An 18,817-nucleotide genomic window follows, 5' to 3' on the forward strand; every position below is an offset into this window, starting at 1 on the left:
ATCCCGTGCGCGCGCTCGTCGTGACCGCGGTGGCCGCGGAGGCAGAATCCGCGGCCGCCGGTCTCACCCCTCATCCGGACCCGGTCACCCCGGAGCCGCGCACGCTGCCCGGCGGGTACCTCATCACCCGCCGGGACCTGCCCGGTCTCGCCGTCGACGTGCTCGTCGGCGGTGTCGGCCCGGCCGCAGCCGCGGCCGCCACGGCCACCGCGCTCGCGCTGGCCGACTATTCCCTCGTCATCTCCGCCGGCATCGGCGGCGGGTTCGCGCCCGCCGCCCCGCTCGGCTCGCTGGTGGTCGCCGACGCGCTCGTCGCCGCCGATCTGGGCGCCGCGACCCCCGACGGGTTCCTCACCGTCACGGAACTCGGCTTCGGCCACAGCGTGCACCTGCCGCCCGCCGAGCTGGCCGCGTCCGCCGCGGAGGCCACGGGGGCCCTCCTCGCCCCCGTACTGACCGTGTCGACCGTCACCGGGACCGCCGCCCGCGCAGCCGAACTCGCCGCCCGGCACCCCCTCGCCGGCGCGGAGGCCATGGAGGGCTTCGGGGTGGCGGAGGCCGCCGCCGCGCACGGGCTGCCGGTCCTGGAGGTCCGTGCCGTGTCCAACGCCGTCGGGCCGCGCGACCGTTCCGCCTGGCGCATCGGGGAGGCCCTGGCCGCACTCGCCGACGGCTTCCGCGCGCTGGGGCCCGTACTCGTCAACTGGGGAGAACGACATGAGCACCGGTGACCGTCCGACGCTGGACATCGCCTACTCGCCCTGCCCGAACGACACGTTCGTCTTCGACGCGTGGGCGCACGGCCGGGTGCCGGGGGCGCCCGCCCTCGACGTGACCTTCGCCGACATCGACGTCACCAACGGCATGGCCGAGCGCGGCGAACTGGACGTGCTGAAGGTGTCGTACGCCGTCCTGCCCTGGGTGTTGGAGGAGTACGCCCTGCTGCCCTGCGGCGGGGCCCTGGGGCGCGGTTGCGGTCCGTTGGTGCTGACCCGGGAGCCGGGCGTGGACCTGACCGGGAAGACCGTGGCCGTGCCGAGCGAACGGTCCACCGCCTACCTGCTGTTCCGGCTGTGGGCGGCCGACGTGCTGCCCGAGGGCGTCGGGAAGGTGGTCGTGCTGCCGTTCCACGAGATCATGCCGGCCGTCCGGGACGGCCGGGTGGACGCCGGACTGGTCATCCACGAGGCCCGGTTCACCTACCGGGACTACGGGCTGCACTGCCTGGCGGACATGGGCGAGCACTGGGAGTCCACGACGGGCCTGCCGATCCCGCTCGGCGCGATCATCGCGAAGCGTTCGCTGGGCGCCGAGACGCTGCGGGCGCTGGCCGGGGCGGCCCGGACGTCGGTCCGGATGGCGTGGGAGGACCCGGAGGCGTCCCGCCCGTACGTGCGGGCGCACGCGCAGGAACTGGATCCGGCGGTCGCCGACCAGCACATCGGGCTGTACGTCAACGAGTTCACCGCGGACCTCGGCGACGCCGGGTACGCGGCCGTCCGCGGGCTGCTGACCAGGGCCGCTGCCGAGGGTCTTGTTCCGGCCATCCCCGCGGACGCGCTCGCCTTCCCGTAGCGTCCCGGGCCGCGCGCGCCGGTGCCCCGCGGCTCGTTCGAGCGGCGGGGCACCGGGGTCGGACGTGGGCTCAGACGTCGAGCTGGTCGGCCACCGCGCGGAGCAGCCCGGCGATCTTCGTGCCGTGCACCCTGTCGGGGTAGCGACCGCGCTCCAGCATGGGCGTGATGTTCTCCAGCAGCGTCGTCAGGTCCTGCACGATCGACGCGAGCTCGTCGGGCTTGCGGCGCTGCGCGGCCGCGACCGAGGGCGCCGGATCCAGCACCGTCACCGAAAGTGCCTGGTCACCGCGCTGTCCCGCGACGACACCGAACTCGACGCGCTGGCCGGGCTTGAGCGCGTCGACCCCGGCGGGGAGCACCGACGAGTGGACGAAGACGTCACCGCCGTCGTCGCGGGAGAGAAAGCCGAAGCCCTTCTCGCTGTTGAACCACTTCACCTTGCCGGTAGGCACGTCCGTCCTCTGTCCTTGTGCTCGTCGGGTCCGGTCGGCCGGGATGTGCGGCTCCGGATAGCAGTGCGGCAGGTCCTCGACCCGCCTCCTCCAGGCTAATGGTCCAGAAACGGGTGACAAGACGTTCCCCGGTCCTTCCCCGGGGCCCTTCCGCCGTCCTTCCGGTTCACTGCGTCGGCCAGGGAACTACCCTGGTCGGGTGACTGTTACTCCTCAGCCCGACGATGCCCGGCCCGGCGACGGACTCGTCAAGGCCGGCGGCATCGTGTTCATCGCCGGCGCCGTGGCGACCCTCGTGACGATGGCCCCGCTGTTCCTGGACACCGACCCGTTCCCGTCGTACGCGTGGGCGGTGTGCATGCTCATGGGCGTCGGTTTCGCGATCTCCGCGGCGGGCGTGTTCCGCTCGGCCGCGGCGCAGCGAAAGGCGGCCCGGGCTTCCCAGGCCGCCTGACGGCTGCCGCGCGGCCGGTCCCGGGCCGCGACCGGTCCCCCACCGGTGCGCGCCTCGGGCCGATGCTCCTCCGGGCCGGTGGTTCTCCGGCCGGTGCGCGGCTCAGGCCGCGGCGCGCGCCCGGTCGTACTCCGCGAGCCACTGCGGCAGCGCGGTGAGGTCGGCGAGGACGACGTCCGCGCCGGCGGCGCGCAGTTCGGCCTCCGAGCAGGGGCCGGTGGGCACCGCCACGGACAGCGCGCCGGCCGTGCGGGCGCCGCGCACGTCGCCGACGTGGTCGCCGACGTAGACCTGCGCGCCGTACTCGCGCAGGGCCTCCGCCTTGGCCTCCGCCCACAGCCAGCCGATGACGGCGTCGGCTTCGATGCCGAGGTGCGCCAGGTGGTGGCGGGCGTTGGGCTCGTTCTTCGCGGTGACAACGATGGCACGACCGCCGAGCGCCTGGACGGCGGCGATGGCCTCGCGGGCGCCGGGCATCGCGGGGGTCGGCTCGATGGCGTGCTCGACGTAGATCTCCCGGTAGCGGTCCCGCATCGCGGGGATCTCCGCGTCGGTGAACCAGTACGCGAGCTCCTCCTCGAGCGGCGGCCCGAGCCGGGTGACGGCCTCGTCGGCGTCGATGAAGGCACCCGTCTCCGCCGACAGTGCCTGGTAGGTGGCCCGGATGCCGGGACGGGAGTCGATCAGGGTCATGTCGAGGTCGAACCCGACCGTCAGAGGGGCGGGTTGGATCATGGTGTGGGGGTGGGAGGTCATGCCTCCATTGTGCCGAGGCGCGTCCCGCTAAACGGAACGTGGACTTAGCTTTCCCTTTCCAGAGCATGAAATCTCGGCACATTCCACCCCACGGTCTGGGGCGGCATTCAAGACGTTCTCCATCGCCGCACCGAAATGCGTGGCAGAACCAAGCATCGCCCCCGCACCCTGCCCCGCCGGCGTTCGGGGCGCCGGGGGTCCGGGGCCGCAGACCCCGCGACGGCGCCCGCACAGCCGCGAACCGGGCCCCGCCGCACCCCCGCCGAACCGTCGCGGGCTACCGGCGGCGGCGCGAGCGCCACAGCAGGTACAGCGCCGTCGCGACGGCGGCCCAACGGATCACGCCCGGCCACATGCCCTGGAACGCGGCGGCCATCCCGTCATCGGCGAGCTCCTCGCCCCAGCGGCCCGCCCGCCGCCCCCACAGCCAGAGCACCGCCCCGGTGAAGATCCCGCCGGGCAGGCCGAAGACGACCCACTTGCGTTCGGACGGCCCGAGCACGCGGGACCCGTACGCCACCAACCAGCCGAGGGCGATCAGCATCCAGTACCCGGTGAGCGCCCCCGCGGCGAGCAGCGCCGCCGCCAGCAGCAGGAACGCGTGCGGGCGGGTACGCCCGGGCGCCGCCGCCACCGCCTCGGGGGCGACCGCGGCGGCCTTGCGCTGCCGACGGCGTTCCCGCCGGGCCCGCAGGACCCGTACCACCCGGCGCGTCCGGGACGGCGACGAGCCGGCCGGCGCCGCGGGATCGTCGCCGTCCCGCTCGCCGTCCCCGTCCTCGTCCCCGTCCTCGCCGCCGGGGCGGCGGAGGAAGTCCGGGAACTCGATGCCGCCCGCGAAGCCGTCGACCTGCGGCCCCGAACCGAGCGCCGCCGCGCCCGGCCCGACGCGCCACCAGTCGGGTTCGACGCCGTCGGGGGTGCCGAGTTCGTCGAGACCGGCGAGGTGCGGCGGCACGTTCCGCGGCTCCTGCGCCGGCTGCGGGGCGGGCCTGCGCCGCAGCCGCCCCCGCTGGACCGGAACGGCCTGCGGCGCGGCCGTCGGGACGGAGCCCGCGGCGGACCCGGCGGCGCGGGCCGGCCGGCCCACGGTGTCCAGGAGCTCCTCCGGCGTGCCGAGCCGCTCCAGGATGCGCCGTACGGCCGCCGGGGTCTCCGGTTCGTACTTGGCGCGCCGACGGTCGATCTCGTCCCGGAGCCCCGACACCAGCCGCATCCGGTCACCCGACGACAACTGCCGCCGCTGCGCCAAGTCCCCGACCCGGCTCAGATATTCGTAGACCAGATGGTCGCTCTCGATCCCCACGCCCCGGCTCCTCACGTCCCGCCTGCCCCGAAGGTAGCGCGTGCGCCCGTGGAGCGGCCGTCGGCGCAGCGGATACCGTTGACCGGATGGGGACCGGCCGACGGACCGGCCGGCGCGACCAGGAGGCGACCACCGTGCCCGAGGCAAGCACCGCTGCGGGAAATGCCCCGCGCTCCCTCGCCGAGGCGCTGCGCGCCCGTGACGACGTGGGGCTCACCGCCCTGCTGCACGCGCGCCCGGACCTGCTGAACCCGGTGCCCGGCGACGTCACCCAGCTGGCCACCCGCGCCGGGACACGCGCGTCGGTCGTGCGCGCCCTGGACCGGCTGGACCGGTTCGCCCTCCAGACGGCGGAGGCCCTCGCGGTGGCGCCCGACCCGTGCCCGTACCCGGTGCTGGAGTCGCTGCTGACGGGCGGCGAGAACGAGGCGGCCCGCGCCGAACTGCCGCGGGCCCTCGGCACGCTGCGCGACCAGGCCCTGGTGTGGGGCGACGAGGAGCGGCTGCGGCTGGTGCGCACCGCCCGGGAGCTGCTCGCGCCGTCCGCGCAGCGACCCTCGCCGACCGGTCTCGGGCCGACGGTGTCCGAGGCGACGGCCGGCATGTCGCCGACGCGGATCCAGGAGATCGTGGCGGCCCTCGGGCTGCCCGCCACCCACGACGCGGTGTCCGCCGTGACCGCCCTGACCGGCCTGTTCACCGACCCGGAGCGGATGTCGGCGCTGCTGGACGAAGCCCCGGCGGAGGCCCACCAGGTCCTCGGGCGACTCGTGTGGGGGCCGCCGTACGGGGAGGTGACCCCGCAGCCGACGGCGCCGGTGCGCTGGCTGCGCGACCGGGGTCTGCTGCTGCCCGCCTCGGCGCGGACGGTCGTGCTGCCCCGCGAGGTGGCGCTGCACCTGCGCGGCGGGCTGGCGCACCGGCTCACGGCCCCGCTGGCTCCGCCGGTCGGCGCGCGCCGCGAGCACCGTCCACAGCTTGTGGACGCGAACGCGGCCGGTCAGGCACTGGCCGCGCTGGACACCGTCGAGGAACTCGTGAAGTCCTGGGAGCACGCCGGGCCGGCCGTCCTGCGGGCCGGCGGACTCGCCGTACGGGACCTCAAGCGGGCGGCGACAGCACTGGACACCACCGAGCCGTCGGCGGCGTTCTGGATCGAACTGGCCTACGCGGCCGGGCTGCTGGCGAGCGACGGCGAGGCCGACGAGCGGTACGCGCCGACTCCGGCCTTCGACGACTGGTGCGAACTGCCGCCCGCCGAACGGTGGTCGGTGCTGGCCGCGGCCTGGCTGCCGGCCACCCGCACGGCCGGACTCGTCGGCGAGCAGGACGCCAAGGGGCGCACCCTGTCGACGCTCGGCCCGGAACTCGACCGCTCGGCGGCGCCCGAGGTGCGCCGCCGCGTCCTGAACCTCATCGCCGAACTGCCCGAGGGCGGCTCACCCGACCCGGACGCGCTGCTGGACCGGCTCGCCTGGGAGCGCCCCGTCCGCGGCACCAGCGACCTGCGGGCCCGCCTCGCGCACTGGACGCTGACCGAGTCGGAGGTCCTCGGCGTCACCGGTCGCGGCGCGATCAGCGCGTTCGGCCGCGCCCTGCTGGAGCACCGGGACCCGGCGCCGCTGCTGGCCCCGCAGCTGCCCGAGCCGGTCGACCACGTCCTGCTCCAGGCCGACCTGACGGCGGTCGCCCCCGGCCCGCTGCGCCGCCCGCTCGGCGACACCCTGGCCGTGCTCGCCGACGTCGAGTCCAAGGGCGGGGCGACCGTGTACCGCTTCACCCCCGGTTCGGTGCGCCGGGCCCTGGACGCCGGACACACCGCCGTCGACCTGCACGCCTTCCTCGCCGAGCACAGCCGCACCCCCGTACCGCAGCCGCTCTCGTACCTCATCGACGACGTGGCGAGACGGCACGGACACCTGCGCGTCGGCGCGGCCTCCTCGTACGTGCGCTGCGACGACGACGGCATGCTGAACGAGATCCTCGCCGACAAGCGGTCCGCCGGACTCGGGCTGCGCCGCCTCGCGCCGACCGTCCTGGCCGCGCAGGCCGAACCGGGGGCGCTGCTCGACGGGTTGCGGGCGATGGGCTACGCCCCGGCCGCGGAGTCCCGTACCGGCGACGTCCTGGTGGCGCGCGCCGACGCCCACCGCACCCCGGCCCGCTCGGCGCCGGTCCCGGTCCCGGACGGGCCGCCGGTCCCGGACGCGACGCTGCTGGGCGCGGCCGTACGGGCCATCCGCGCGGGCGACCTCGCGGCGACGGCCGTCCGCAAGGAACCCGCCTCGGCGGCGGGCTCCCCGCCCCCGGCGGCCGGCGAACTCCCGCGCACGAGCGCTGCGGAAACCCTGGCGACGGTCCAGGCGGCGGCCCTGACGGGCTCGGCGGTGTGGATCGGCTACGTGAACGCGGAGGGCGCGGCAAGCCAACGCGTCATCGCCCCGGTCCGCGTCGAAGGCGGCTTCGTCACCGGCTACGACCACACGGCGGACGAAGTCCGCACGTACGCCCTGCACCGCATCACGGGCGTGGCGGAACTGGCGGAGGACCAGGTCTGACACCCGGGGACGCCCCGGCCCGCCGGGGGTCCCACCCCACCCTGCCGACGCTTGAGGCACGAAGACCCGCACCCCACCCCGGCCCCGCCGGCGTTCACCCACCCCAGGCCCACCGACGCTTGCCCACCCCAGGCCCGGCGGCGCTTGCCCACCCCAGGCCCGCCGGCGCTTGCCCACCCCAGCCCCGCCGACGTTCACCCACCCCAGGCCCACCGACGCTTGCCGACCCCGGCCCGCCCACGCTTGCCGACCCCGGCCCGCCCACGCTTGCCGACCCCGGCCCCACCGGCGCTTGCCCACCCCAGCCCCGCCGGCGTTTGAGGCGCGGGGGTCCGGGGGCAGCGCCCCCGGCAACGGCGCCGCACCCGCACGGGTCCGGGCGCAGCCCGGGGAACGGAGGAAGGGCGGGGCGGGGACACGCCCCGCGCAGCGGCACCACCCCGCCCCCGGAGGAATCCGCCCGACCCGAAACCCGGTGGCCACACGCCCACCGCTCCGGCAGGGTGACGACATGCCCACCCCACCCCCGACCCGCCGGATCCGCGCCACCCACACCGCCACCACCGTGACGGTGTACCAGGCCTACTCCCCCCACCTGGGAACCCCCGCCGCCCGCGACAACCGCTTCCCTCCCGCCTGGAAGCGCGACCGCATGACGTGGATCAAGCCGTCGTTCCTGTGGATGATGTACCGCTGCGGCTGGGCCACCAAGGCCGACCAGGAGACGGTGCTGGCGATCGAGATCACCCGCGAGGGCTTCGACCGGGCGCTGTCCGAGGCCTGTCTGTCGCACTACGCGCCGGGCATCCATCCGGACCGGGAGACCTGGCGGCAGTCCCTGGCCTCCGCGCCGGCGCGCGTCCAGTGGGACCCCGAGCGCGACGTACGCCTGAACCCGCTGCCCCACCGTTCCCTGCAACTCGGTCTGTCCGGCTCCGCCTCCCGCGCCTACGCCGACGAGTGGACCGTATCGATCCGCGACGTCACCCCCCTGGCCCGGCGGCTCCACGCCCTGGTCCGGTCCGGCCACGACGAGGACGCCCGCGCCCTCCTCCCCGCCGAAACCCCGTACCCGGCCGGACCCCTGCCCCACCTCGGCGCCTGACCGACCGGCCCGGTCCCCCTCAGGCCCCGCGCCCGACCGACCGGCCCGGGCCCCCGCAGGCCCCCACCCGCCGCCGGCCCGCCTCCCCCGCCTCAGCGACCCGCGTAGTCGATCCGCGCCGCGTCGAACGGCCACGCCTCGCGGAGCCACCGGCTCACCGCCGCGCGCACGAGCGCGTCCAGGTACGCCCGATCGGCCCGTACCCAGGAACTGACGCGCACCCGCCCCGGCTCCTCCTTGCCGGGGTACACGTACACGCAGCCGATGACCTCGCCCGCGCCCGCGCCCTCCAGCACGCTGTACGTGAACCCGCGCCGCTCCTCGAAGTCGCGCGCGTGCCGCACCAGGTCGGCGAGGTTCGCCTCGGCGCTCATGCCCTCCGCCGGCGGCCAGCCGCCCGTGAACCCGGCGGTCGCGCGGACGTGCGCGATGCTCCCGCTCCACGCGGCGAGGTCCCGCTCGTTGTGCTGCGGCCCGAGCGGCTCCAACCGGAAGCCGTCCCCGGCGAGCGCGCGCGGCGCCTCGAAGCCGTCCGGTACGAACCCGAAACCCTGCTGATCGTCATCCATACCCGGAACGTACGCACCACCCGGACCGGGTGCCGGCCCGTTTTCACCGCCCCGCCCGCGCCCGCGCCTACGCCCTCACCACCCTGAAACCGCTGGCCATGCGGCACACTGGAGGTTTGGCCGAACGGAAAGGTGCTCCCGTGAACTCAGGCCCACTCATCGTCCAGAGCGACAAAACCCTCCTCCTGGAGGTCGACCACGAGCTCGCCGGGGCCGCGCGCCGCGCCATCGCCCCGTTCGCCGAGCTGGAGCGGGCTCCCGAGCACATCCACACCTACCGGATCACCCCGCTCGGCCTGTGGAACGCCCGGGCCGCCGGGCACGACGCCGAGCAGGTCGTCGACGCGCTCGTCGAGTTCTCCCGTTACCCCGTCCCGCACGCGCTGCTCGTCGACGTCGCCGAGACCATGGCCCGCTACGGCCGCCTCACCCTGTCCAAGCACCCCGTGCACGGACTGGTCCTGACCAGCACCGACCGTCCGGTGCTGGAGGAGATCCTGCGGTCCAAGAAGGTCGCCCCGCTGGTCGGCGCCCGGCTCGACCCCGACACCGTCGCGGTGCACCCCTCCGAGCGCGGCCAGATCAAGCAGACCCTGCTCAAGCTGGGCTGGCCCGCCGAGGACCTCGCCGGGTACGTCGACGGCGAAGCCCACCCGATCGACCTCGTCGAGGACGGCTGGGCGCTGCGCCCCTACCAGCAGCAGGCCGTCGAGGGCTTCTGGCACGGCGGCTCCGGCGTGGTCGTGCTGCCCTGTGGTGCGGGCAAGACGCTGGTCGGCGCCGGTGCCATGGCCAAGGCGCGGGCGACCACGCTGATCCTCGTCACCAACACCGTCTCGGCCCGCCAGTGGAAGCACGAGCTGGTCAAGCGGACCTCGCTGACGGAGGAGGAGATCGGCGAGTACTCCGGCACCCGCAAGGAGATCCGGCCCGTCACGATCGCCACGTACCAGGTCCTGACGACGAAGCGGAAGGGCATCTACCCGCACCTGGAGCTGTTCGACTCCCGGGACTGGGGACTGATCCTCTACGACGAGGTCCACCTGCTGCCCGCGCCGGTCTTCAAGTTCACCGCCGACCTCCAGGCCCGCCGCCGGCTCGGTCTGACCGCGACGCTCGTCCGCGAGGACGGCCGCGAGTCCGACGTCTTCTCCCTCATCGGGCCGAAGCGCTTCGACGCGCCGTGGAAGGAGATCGAGGCGCAGGGCTACATCGCGCCGGCCGACTGCGTCGAGGTCCGGGTCAACCTCACCGAGTCGGAGCGGCTCGCGTACGCGACCGCCGAGACGGAGGAGAAGTACCGCTTCTGCGCGACGACCGCGACGAAGCGGAAGGTGACCGAGGCGCTGGTGCGCAAGCACCAGGGCGAGCAGACGCTGGTCATCGGGCAGTACATCGACCAGCTCGACGAGCTCGGCGAACACCTGGACGCGCCCGTCATCAAGGGCGAGACGTCCAACGCGCAGCGCGAGAAGCTGTTCAACGCGTTCCGCGAGGGCGAGATCAGCGTGCTGGTCGTCTCGAAGGTCGCGAACTTCTCCATCGACCTGCCCGAGGCCACCGTCGCCATCCAGGTGTCCGGCACCTTCGGCTCCCGGCAGGAGGAGGCCCAGCGCCTCGGCCGGGTACTGCGCCCGAAGGCGGACGGGCACGAGGCGCGGTTCTACTCGGTCGTCGCGCGCGACACGATCGACCAGGACTTCGCCGCCCACCGCCAACGCTTCCTCGCCGAACAGGGCTACGCCTACCGCATCCTGGACGCCGACGAGCTCCTCGCCGACGACTGACCACCCGCGCCCCCTGGGCACCCGGGGCACCCCAACGACCCGACCGCCCGGCGCCCCCGCCCCGCCCGCGACTCCACGGGCCGGCACGACCGACCTGCCCGCTCGGCACGAACCGATCCACACGGGCCGCTCGGCACGGGCCGCTCGGCGAGGGCCGATCCACACGGGCCGCTCGGCACGAACCGATCCGGTCGACTACCCGGGCCGCACGGGCCGGTTGGGGTAGGGCCGGCCCCTGCCCGGTCCACGCGGCCCGCTACGGCCGGCCTGCGGGTCACCACGACCGGGCGGGAGCCTCGTCCCGAACGGGCGCCGGGATCGGCGCCGGGACGGGGCGCGTGCCGGGGATCGGGAGGGATGTCGGGGCCGGGGCGGGGGCGGGGTGACGGGCGCGGCGGTGCATGAGGACCGTGGAGGCCACGGTCAGCAGCGGTACGGCCCACACCCACAGGTGGGGCCAGTGGTGCAGCAGGTCGCGGCTGGTGCCGGGGAGGTGGCGGGCCCAGAAGTCGGCGGAGGCCTGCGGGAGCACCAACAGGCCGAGCAGGGCGGTCCCGGTGAACCCCGCCAGGGCCGTGAGCCCGCTCCGGATCCGGCCGGTCAGCAGCAGGTACGGGATGAAGACCGCCGGCGTCAGCGTGATCCCGGCGGCGATGCCCAGCGCGAAGCCCCTGCCGAGGGCGCTGCGCGCCCGGCCCAGGTCCCAGACGGCCAGGCAGGCGAGCGCCAGGTTGATCTGACCGGCCACCGGACCCTGGAACAGCGGCTCCAGCCACAGCCCGCCGATGGTGGCGGCCAGCACCGGCCCGGGCCGCGCCCTCAGCCCCGCGAGGCGGCAGGAAAGCAGGATCAGCAGGGCGAGCAGGCAGGCGTTGCCGAGGAGCAGCACGACCTTCAGCACCCCGGACGGCAGCCACGCGGCCGGCGTGAACAGGATCGCCGCGAACGGCGGATAGCCGGCGGGAGGATGCCACTCGGCGGCGGACATGCCGTTGACGAGGGCCTCGGCCATCGGGAGGCGCAGGGCGATGCACAGCACTCCCAGGGCCAGCAGCGAGCCCGTGACCAGCAGGCCGACAAGGGGCGACGGCAAGCGGGCGGGATCAGAGCTGCGGGTCACGCGCGTGACCCTAGTGGATCAGCATCCAGCTCCCACCGGGATCCGGCCACGCCCCGACCAAAAACCCGGCCCGAGGCCCCGCCGACCGAGCAACCGCCCCGGAGCCGTCACGAACGCACCGGCCGGGAGCCAGGAACCGGTACCCGGGTCCACCGACCGGCGCCCGCGCCGCCCGGTCAGCGGCGTATGACGCCCGCGTCCTCGGCGTATTCGCCGAGGACGACCACGCTCACGGCGGTCGCCGCGAAGACCTTCGCTGCGCGCAGGACGTCGCCCACGCGGTAGCGGGAACGATGGTCGGAGGTGGCGGTGGCGCCGCTCGGGCGGCCGCCCTGGATCGGGGTGAAGGTTGCGGTGCTCATGTATCCATGGTGCGTTTTCCCGCCCCCCACCACATCGCTCCGCAGAGGGAACATTCGGCCCCCCGCGGTCCTCCTCACGACCCACCCCACCCCCTAGGGGCCCCCTCCCAGGTCTGACACTCCCCGGTATGACACCAGCAGCGACACCCGCACCCGCCACCCGTTCGGAGTCCCTCCCCCTCCCGACTCCCCGCCCCCACAATCCGTTCGCGCAGCGCCGACACCCTGACTAGAATCTCCGCTCTTGCCGCCTCCCGCCGTGCATCGGGGAGAGCCGTCCGCCGCTCGGAAACCGGCGGGCATCAGTTCCTTACCAGCAGCTGGAGGCAGTCCCGTGCCCGCGCACGCCCCCGAATCCGCCGACCCGCTCGCCCGCGAGCGGTCCCACCTGGCCGCCTCCCGTTCCGCCCTCCGCGCGATGCGCGAGGACGTCGAGGCCCTCGACATCCGCGACGTCACCGCGAACTGGGTCAACGCCATCGTCCTCCAGGCGCAGATCGACGACCGGATCAAGGCCCTCGCCGACCTCTCCCACACCCCGCTCTTCTTCGGCCGCCTCGACTACCTGCACGCCCCCGGCGCCGAACTCGCCGAGGGCGCGGAGGGCGAGCAGTTCTACATCGGCCGCCGCCACGTCCACGACTCCGACGGCGACCCGATGGTCATCGACTGGCGCGCCCCCGTCTCCCAGCCCTTCTACCGCGCCTCCAAGGCAGACCCGCAGGACGTGACCCTGCGCCGCCGCTTCGGCTACACCGGCGGCGAACTGACCGCGTACGAGGACGAGCACCTCTCCGACCCGGCCGAGGCCGCCGCCGTCAGCAAGCTCCTCCAGCAGGAGATCGAGCGCCCCCGCGTCGGCCCCATGCGCGACATCGTCGCGACGATCCAACCGGAGCAGGACGAGATCGTCCGCTCCGGCCTGTCCGGATCCGTCTGCGTACAAGGGGGTCCCGGCACCGGGAAGACGGCCGTCGGCCTGCACCGCGTCGCGTACCTCCTGTACGCGCACCGCGACCGACTCGCCCGCACCGGCACCCTCGTCATCGGGCCGAACCGTTCCTTCCTCCACTACATCGAGCAGGTCCTGCCGGCCCTGGGCGAGCTGGAGGTCAAGCAGGCCACCGTCGACGACCTCGTCGCCCGCCCCGGCCTGGAGGTCCGCGGCGCCGACGAGGCCGCGACGGCCGTCGTCAAGGGCGACGCCCGCATGGCCCGCGTGCTGCGCGCCGCCGTCCGCTCGCACGTCACCGCGCCGACCGAACCCCTGATGGTGGTGCGCGGCTCGCGCCGCTGGCGGGTGCCGGCGTACGAGCTCGCGGAGATCGTCGAGGAGCTCCAGCAGCGCGACATCCGCTACGGCGCGGCCCGCGACGCGCTGCCGCAGCGGATCGCCCACCAGATCCTCGTCCGCATGGAGCAGGCCGGCGAGGCGCCGGACGACCGCGTGCAGGACGCGGTGGCCCGCAACCCCGCCGTGAAGGCGGCCGTCAAGGAGATCTGGCCGCCCGTGGAGCCGGCGAAGCTGGTGCTGCGCCTGCTGTCCGACCCGGAGTTCCTGGCGGTCCACGCCGAGGGCCTCCTCACCGCCGACGAGCAGAAGCTCCTCCTGTGGTCCAAGCCCTACCGCAGCGTGAAGTCGGCGAAGTGGTCCCCGGCGGACCTCGTCCTCATCGACGAGGCCGCCGACCTGGTGGAACGTACGCACTCCCTCGGCCACGTCGTCCTCGACGAGGCGCAGGACCTGTCCCCGATGCAGTACCGGGCCGTGGGCCGCCGCTGCACGACGGGCTCGGCGACGGTCCTCGGCGACCTCGCGCAGGGCACCACGCCCTGGGCCACGCGCAGTTGGGACGAGGCCCTGACCCACCTGGGCAAGCCCGAAGCGGTCCTGGAGGAACTCACGGCGGGCTTCCGCGTGCCGCGCGAGGTCATCGCGTACGCCTCCCGGCTGCTCCCGGCCATCTCCCCCGGCCTCGCCCCGGTCTCCTCGGTCCGCGAGACCCCCGGGTCCCTGACGGTCACGGAGATCACGGACGCGGACGGCCTCACCCCTGCGGTCGTCGACGCCTGCCGCGCCTCGCTCGTGCACGAGGGCTCGGTCGGGCTGATCGCGGCGGACGCGCGGATCCCGGAACTGGGCCGGGCCCTCCTGGAGGCGGGCCTGCCGTACCTGTCGCCCGGCGAGGAGACCACCGCGCGGTCACGGCTGACGCTCGTGCCGGCGTCGCTGGCGAAGGGGCTGGAGTACGACTACGTCGTACTGGACGAGCCGGCGGCCGTCGTGAGCGGTGAGCCGGACGAACGGACCGGGCTCCGGCGCCTGTACGTCTGCCTCACCCGAGCCGTCTCGGGCCTCACCGCGCTCCACGCGGCCCCCCTCCCCGAGGCCCTGACCCCCGCCTAACCCCGCTACGCGGGGCCAGTCCCCACCTCAACGCCGACGCGGCTCGCCCCGAACCCCCCGGGGCTCCGCCCCGAACCCCCCGCCTCAAACGCCGGCGAGGCTGGATGGCAAACGCCGGCTTGCCCCCGGCTTCCGGCAGGTCGACCGTGCGGGTACAAACCCCTGAGGCTCCGCCCCAGACCCCGCGCCTCAAACGCCGGCGAGGCTGGATGGTCCAGCACCGGCGGGGCTGGATGAGCCGGGCGGGGTTCCCCCCGAATACCGGCAGGTCGACCCGCGCGGGTACAAACCCCGGGGCTCCGCCCCGAACCCCGCGCCTCAAACGCCGGCGGGCTGGAATGGCACCGACGAGGCGGAAATGGACGGGTGGGCCGCGCAGGTCGGGGACGGGGACGGGGTGGGGTGTCGACCGGGACTAAAACGTGATTTGTTGGCGCCCGGTACCGCCCACCAACGCAGCCCCGGACAGGGCGCCATAAATCATGCCCGTCCCGGACGACACCCCACCCCGGCACCGGCCCCGACCCACCCGCAGCCCCCCGCCCGGCACCGGCACCGGCACCGGCACCGACCCCGAGCCGAACCGGCCCCCGCCCCCGCCCCCGCGCAGCGAGCGGCGGCCACCGACCCCGCCCTACCCCAACGCCGCCCGCCACTCCGCCACCGCCGACGCCGACACCGGCCGGTGCCAGCCCGACGGACGCGCCGCGCCGCCGATGTGGAAGGCGTCGATGCCCGCCGCCCGAAGCTCCGGCAGGTGCCGCAGCGCCAAGCCGCCGCCGACCAGGATCCGAGCCCCGTACCCCGGCTCACCCGCCCGCGCGGCCTCCGCGAGCAGCACGGGCAGCCCCTCGTCGACCCCGCCCGCCGACCCGGCGGTGAGGTACGTGTCCAGGCCGGGCAGCTCCGCGAGCGCCTTCCGCAGCTGGTCCCGGTCCGGGGCCCGGTCGATCGCCCGGTGGAACGTCCAGCGGCACCCGCCGAGCTCCGCCACGACGGCCTCGACGGCGGCCAGGTCCGGCCCGCCCTCCGCGTCCAGGAACCCGAGTACGAACTCGTCCGCCCCCTCCGCCCGCAGCCCCCGCGCCGTTTCCACCAGGCCGGCCAGATCACCGGCGGCGAACCCGTCCGCCCCGCGGAGCATCACGCGCAGCGGGATGTCGACCGCCGCCCTGATCGCCGCGAACGTCTCGCGCGACGGGGACAGCCCATCGGCGGCGATGTCGGTGACCATTTCGAGTCGGTCCGCCCCACCTGCCTGGGCGGCGACCGCGTCCTCCACGTCGAGGGCGATCACCTCCAGGAGCGCACGGTTGCTCATGTCGTCCCATCCTTCGGATTGCGGCTTTCGGAAATCGGAAAACTGCGCGTATGGCCCGGGCCGGGCCGATATGGAAAATAGGTCTAGTCCAATATGCAGGGTACGGGGCCCCGCCCTCGCTCCACCAGCACAATCACGCCACCCCCACAATGTGCGCATGGACACGGACCCCGAGCACGCCGACACCACGAGCCGCACCACCGCCTCCCCGGCCCGCGCCGCAGACGCCGAGGCCCGCGACGCCGACGCCAAGACCCGCGACGCAGACCTCCGCACCCGCTTCCGCGCCACCCTCCTCGCCGCCGGCACGGCCCCCGGCGTCGACCCCGAGCCCTACGCCGACCGCCTCCTCACCGCCTGGGCGGAGCCGCAGCGCAGGTACCACACCACCGACCACCTGGCAGACGTCCTCTCCCACCTCGACGCGCTGACGGCGCACGCCGCCGACCCGGCCGCCACCGAGCTCGCCGCCTGGTTCCACGACGCCGTCTACCGGCCCGACCGTTCCGAGAACGAGGAGCGCAGCGCGGCCCTCGCCGAGCGCGCCCTCGCCGAGCTCGGCGTCGACCCGGACCGCACCGCCGAGACCGCCCGGCTGGTCCGGCTGACCGTCACCCACGACCCGGCCCCCGGCGACACCAACGGCGAGGCCCTCTGCGACGCCGACCTCGCCGTCCTGGCCGGCAGTCCGGCCGGCTACGCCGGCTACGCCGCCGCCGTCCGCGCCGAGTACGGCTTCGTGCCCGACGAGGCCTTCCGGGCCGGCCGCGCCGCCGTACTGCGCCAGCTGCTGGACCTGCCCCGCCTCTTCCGCACCCCGTACGGCGCCGCCCACTGGGAGGCCCCCGCCCGCCGGAACCTGGCCCGGGAACTGGCCGCGCTCACGACGGCGACCGGGCCCGTCGGACCAACGGATCCGAAGGACCCGACCTGACGCCGCCGAACGGCCCGACCTGACATACGGACCGTCACACGGGAATGCGCCCCGCTAAGGGCGGGTTTGTGTATGTCATGCCCGCAGCCTCGTCAGCCTCGTCCGCACGCCCCCGCATGCCCGTCGCCGTGTACGTCCTCGGCCTGTCCGTCTTCGCACTCGGCACCAGCGAGTTCATGCTCTCGGGGCTCCTGCCACCGATCGCCGAGGACATGGGCGTCACCATCCCGCAGGCGGGCCTGCTCATATCCGCCTTCGCGATCGGCATGGTCGTCGGCGCCCCGCTGCTGGCCGTGGCCACCCTGCGGCTGCCGCGCCGCACCACCCTGATCGCGTTGATCATCCTCTTCGGCCTCGGGCAGGTGGCGGGCGCGCTGGCCCCCTCGTACGGGCTGCTCTTCGCCTCCCGCGTGGTGTCGGCGCTCGCCTGCGCCGGGTTCTGGGCCGTCGGCGCGGCCGTCGCCATCGCCATGGTCGACAAGGACCAGCGGGCCCGCGCGATGGCCGTCATGATCGGCGGCCTGTCCATCGCCAACGTCCTCGGCGTCCCCGCCGGCGCCTTCCTCGGGGAGCACCTGGGCTGGCGCTCCGCGTTCTGGTCGGTCGGCGCGGCCTCCGCGGTCGCCCTGGTCGGCATCCTGGCGCTGATCCCGCGCATCCCGCTGCCCGCCGAGAAGCCCCGCCTCGGCCGCGAGCTGCGCATCTACCGCGACCGTCAGGTGTGGCTGTCGATCGGTGTGACGGCGCTGGCCGCGGGCGGCATCTTCTGCGCCTTCAGCTACCTGTCGCCGCTGCTCACGGACGTGGCCGGGCTGGACTCGAAGTGGGTCCCGTGGATCCTCGGCCTGTTCGGCGTGGGCGCGCTGATCGGCACGACCATCGGCGGCCGGGTCGCCGACGCGCACCTCTTCGGGGTGATGATCTGGGGCATCACCGCCTCGACGGTCTTCCTGGCGGCGCTGGCGCTGTTGGCCTCCGTACAGGTCGCGGCCGTGGCGCTGTCGTTCCTGATGGGCGTCTCGGCGTTCTTCACCGCCCCCGCGCTGAACGCCCGCATGTTCAACGTCGCCGGCGCCGCCCCGACCCTGGCCGGCGCCACCACCACCGCCGCGTTCAACCTGGGCAACACGGGCGGGCCCTGGCTCGGCGGCACCGTCATCGACGCCGGCTGGGGCTTCGCCGCGACCGCCTGGGCCGGCGCCGCCATGACGCTCGCCGCGGTCGCCCTGACCCTGATCGCCCTGCGCCTGCACCGCCGCACCCCGCCCCACGGCACCCTCGTGGTCGGCGGCTCACGCCCCGCCGCGACCCCGGCGCCCACCGAAACCGCCGTCGCCCGCGGCTGACCGCGGGGCCGCCGCCACACCGCCGCCGGCCGCCCCCGGCACGACGGCCGGCGCCATGCCCGGCACCACGGCCGCCACGGCCGTGGGTACGGCCCTCAGAACGGCCGGCCCTTCGGTCGGCGCAGGCCGGCGTCCGTGAGGCGGCGGACCAGCTCCTTGCTGCCGATCTCCACCGCGCCCGCCCCGACCGCGTCGGCGTAGCGGTGCGAGGGCACGTCGTAGTGGTCGCGTTCGAAGGCGCGGGCCGGGCATCCGATGGACGCCGCGAAGGCGTGCAGCTCCTCGTACGAGACGTCGCTGACCAGGTGCGACCACATGCGGCCGTGTCCGGGCCAGACCGGCGGGTCGATGTACACCGTCACGGGCGCTTCACCGGCCCGGGTGGAAGACGGGGCCGAGGCCGCCCACCGCCGCCACGCGCACGCCCGCCTCCGAGCACACCCACTGGGGGTCGGGTCCCAGCTCCGGCTCCACGTCCAGGGCGTGCGGGTCCCCGTGTCCGCAGACGGGGCACAGCGGCCAGCGTCCGTACTTCTCCAACAGGGCGTCCTTCACGTCCTGCGCGACGAGTCCGGCGAGGTAGTCGACTCCCTCCGGCCACTGCTCCACCCACCACCGGCGGTGCGTGACCGAGTCCTCGACGAGGGAGACGACGTCTGCGTCGGCGACCTCACCTGCGGCGAGATCGGCGAGAACGAGTGCGCGGGCGACGTGCAGCGCCTGCTCCAGGGGGGTCGGGGTGTCCATGGGCTCATTGTGGACC

General features: G+C 74.8%; 18 protein-coding genes. 9 read left to right on the forward strand and 9 right to left on the reverse strand.

Annotated elements, in window-relative coordinates; translation table 11 throughout:
* Positions 1 to 5: 5 nt before the first annotated feature.
* Together ACFY0I_RS17040 and ACFY0I_RS17045 are read left to right on the forward strand one after the other, a co-directional pair.
* Complete coding sequence (locus tag ACFY0I_RS17040) at positions 6 to 731, forward strand: futalosine hydrolase (protein ID WP_388895866.1); 726 nt, start codon at positions 6 to 8, stop codon at positions 729 to 731.
* Entirely contained in the window at positions 718 to 1,575 is an 858-nt protein-coding gene (locus ACFY0I_RS17045) for a 1,4-dihydroxy-6-naphthoate synthase (RefSeq protein WP_388895869.1), read from the forward strand. Before ACFY0I_RS17040 ends, ACFY0I_RS17045 begins: the two co-directional genes overlap by 14 nt.
* Before the next feature lie 70 nt (positions 1,576 to 1,645).
* On the opposite strand, the gene ACFY0I_RS17050 is transcribed toward ACFY0I_RS17045, so the two are convergent.
* Positions 1,646 to 2,029 (reverse strand): cold-shock protein, encoded by a 384-nt coding sequence (locus tag ACFY0I_RS17050; RefSeq protein WP_136225748.1) that lies wholly within the window; start codon positions 2,027 to 2,029, stop codon positions 1,646 to 1,648.
* 199 nt (positions 2,030 to 2,228) lie between these two features.
* On the opposite strand from ACFY0I_RS17050, the gene ACFY0I_RS17055 reads away from it, so the two are divergent.
* Entirely contained in the window at positions 2,229 to 2,483 is a 255-nt protein-coding gene (locus tag ACFY0I_RS17055; RefSeq protein ID WP_388895872.1) for a hypothetical protein, read from the forward strand.
* Positions 2,484 to 2,585: 102 nt separating this feature from the next.
* On the opposite strand, the gene ACFY0I_RS17060 is transcribed toward ACFY0I_RS17055, so the two are convergent.
* Entirely contained in the window at positions 2,586 to 3,239 is a 654-nt protein-coding gene (locus ACFY0I_RS17060; RefSeq protein WP_388895875.1) for an HAD family hydrolase, read from the reverse strand.
* Between the two features lie 277 nt (positions 3,240 to 3,516).
* Positions 3,517 to 4,545, reverse strand: coding sequence for a hypothetical protein (locus ACFY0I_RS17065; protein WP_388895878.1), 1,029 nt, complete (start codon positions 4,543 to 4,545; stop codon positions 3,517 to 3,519).
* A gap of 86 nt (positions 4,546 to 4,631) precedes the next feature.
* Here ACFY0I_RS17065 and ACFY0I_RS17070 point away from each other — a divergent pair, with 86 nt between their 5' ends.
* A complete protein-coding gene (locus tag ACFY0I_RS17070; protein WP_388895881.1) occupies positions 4,632 to 7,103 on the forward strand; it encodes a helicase C-terminal domain-containing protein in 2,472 nt (823 codons plus the stop codon).
* A 511-nt stretch (positions 7,104 to 7,614) separates the two neighbouring features.
* Positions 7,615 to 8,208, forward strand: coding sequence for a DUF4291 domain-containing protein (locus ACFY0I_RS17075; RefSeq protein ID WP_388895883.1), 594 nt, complete (start codon positions 7,615 to 7,617; stop codon positions 8,206 to 8,208).
* Positions 8,209 to 8,300: 92 nt separating this feature from the next.
* On the opposite strand, the gene ACFY0I_RS17080 is transcribed toward ACFY0I_RS17075, so the two are convergent.
* Positions 8,301 to 8,777, reverse strand: coding sequence for an N-acetyltransferase (locus tag ACFY0I_RS17080; RefSeq protein ID WP_388895886.1), 477 nt, complete (start codon positions 8,775 to 8,777; stop codon positions 8,301 to 8,303).
* 140 nt (positions 8,778 to 8,917) lie between these two features.
* Here ACFY0I_RS17080 and ACFY0I_RS17085 point away from each other — a divergent pair, with 140 nt between their 5' ends.
* Positions 8,918 to 10,564: a DNA repair helicase XPB gene (locus ACFY0I_RS17085; RefSeq protein WP_388895889.1), complete on the forward strand. Its 1,647-nt coding sequence runs from the start codon at positions 8,918 to 8,920 to the stop codon at positions 10,562 to 10,564.
* Positions 10,565 to 10,838: 274 nt separating this feature from the next.
* Here ACFY0I_RS17085 and ACFY0I_RS17090 read toward each other — a convergent pair whose 3' ends face one another.
* Complete coding sequence (locus ACFY0I_RS17090; protein WP_388895891.1) at positions 10,839 to 11,684, reverse strand: glycosyltransferase family 87 protein; 846 nt, start codon at positions 11,682 to 11,684, stop codon at positions 10,839 to 10,841.
* 176 nt (positions 11,685 to 11,860) lie between these two features.
* Positions 11,861 to 12,046 carry a hypothetical protein gene (locus ACFY0I_RS17095; protein WP_362876706.1) on the reverse strand — a complete coding sequence of 62 codons (186 nt, stop codon included), beginning with the start codon at positions 12,044 to 12,046 and terminating at the stop codon, positions 11,861 to 11,863.
* 334 nt (positions 12,047 to 12,380) lie between these two features.
* Between ACFY0I_RS17095 and ACFY0I_RS17100 the strand changes: the two genes are divergently transcribed.
* Complete coding sequence (locus ACFY0I_RS17100; RefSeq protein ID WP_388895894.1) at positions 12,381 to 14,453, forward strand: HelD family protein; 2,073 nt, start codon at positions 12,381 to 12,383, stop codon at positions 14,451 to 14,453.
* A gap of 634 nt (positions 14,454 to 15,087) precedes the next feature.
* Here the strand turns inward: ACFY0I_RS17100 and ACFY0I_RS17105 are convergent.
* Complete coding sequence (locus tag ACFY0I_RS17105) at positions 15,088 to 15,774, reverse strand: copper homeostasis protein CutC (protein WP_388895897.1); 687 nt, start codon at positions 15,772 to 15,774, stop codon at positions 15,088 to 15,090.
* Positions 15,775 to 15,931: 157 nt separating this feature from the next.
* Between ACFY0I_RS17105 and ACFY0I_RS17110 the strand changes: the two genes are divergently transcribed.
* Positions 15,932 to 16,708, forward strand: a complete 777-nt coding sequence (locus tag ACFY0I_RS17110; RefSeq protein WP_388895900.1) for a hypothetical protein — start codon at positions 15,932 to 15,934, stop codon at positions 16,706 to 16,708.
* 116 nt (positions 16,709 to 16,824) lie between these two features.
* Entirely contained in the window at positions 16,825 to 18,054 is a 1,230-nt protein-coding gene (locus tag ACFY0I_RS17115) for a Cmx/CmrA family chloramphenicol efflux MFS transporter (RefSeq protein ID WP_388895902.1), read from the forward strand.
* Positions 18,055 to 18,149: 95 nt separating this feature from the next.
* On the opposite strand, the gene ACFY0I_RS17120 is transcribed toward ACFY0I_RS17115, so the two are convergent.
* Positions 18,150 to 18,416, reverse strand: coding sequence for a DUF4031 domain-containing protein (locus tag ACFY0I_RS17120; RefSeq protein ID WP_388895905.1), 267 nt, complete (start codon positions 18,414 to 18,416; stop codon positions 18,150 to 18,152).
* Between the two features lie 7 nt (positions 18,417 to 18,423).
* The gene (locus tag ACFY0I_RS17125) at positions 18,424 to 18,801 is read right to left on the reverse strand and encodes a hypothetical protein (protein ID WP_388895908.1); all 378 of its coding nucleotides are present in this window, start codon (positions 18,799 to 18,801) and stop codon (positions 18,424 to 18,426) included.
* Between the last annotated feature and the right edge of the window lie 16 nt (positions 18,802 to 18,817).

Origin of the sequence: Streptomyces sp. NPDC001568 (assembly GCF_042893755.1) — a bacterium.
Taxonomy (GTDB): Bacteria; Actinomycetota; Actinomycetes; order Streptomycetales; family Streptomycetaceae; genus Streptomyces.

Coding starts and splice junctions, on each gene's coding strand:
- ACFY0I_RS17045 (WP_388895869.1), top strand. CDS start 718: ATGAGCACCGGTGACCGTCCGACGCTGGACATCGCCTACTCGCCCTGC.
- ACFY0I_RS17060 (WP_388895875.1), bottom strand. CDS start 3,239: ATGACCTCCCACCCCCACACCATGATCCAACCCGCCCCTCTGACGGTC.
- ACFY0I_RS17070 (WP_388895881.1), top strand. CDS start 4,632: ATGGGGACCGGCCGACGGACCGGCCGGCGCGACCAGGAGGCGACCACC.
- ACFY0I_RS17075 (WP_388895883.1), top strand. CDS start 7,615: ATGCCCACCCCACCCCCGACCCGCCGGATCCGCGCCACCCACACCGCC.
- ACFY0I_RS17080 (WP_388895886.1), bottom strand. CDS start 8,777: ATGGATGACGATCAGCAGGGTTTCGGGTTCGTACCGGACGGCTTCGAG.
- ACFY0I_RS17095 (WP_362876706.1), bottom strand. CDS start 12,046: ATGAGCACCGCAACCTTCACCCCGATCCAGGGCGGCCGCCCGAGCGGC.
- ACFY0I_RS17105 (WP_388895897.1), bottom strand. CDS start 15,774: ATGAGCAACCGTGCGCTCCTGGAGGTGATCGCCCTCGACGTGGAGGAC.
- ACFY0I_RS17110 (WP_388895900.1), top strand. CDS start 15,932: ATGGACACGGACCCCGAGCACGCCGACACCACGAGCCGCACCACCGCC.
- ACFY0I_RS17115 (WP_388895902.1), top strand. CDS start 16,825: ATGCCCGTCGCCGTGTACGTCCTCGGCCTGTCCGTCTTCGCACTCGGC.
- ACFY0I_RS17125 (WP_388895908.1), bottom strand. CDS start 18,801: ATGGACACCCCGACCCCCCTGGAGCAGGCGCTGCACGTCGCCCGCGCA.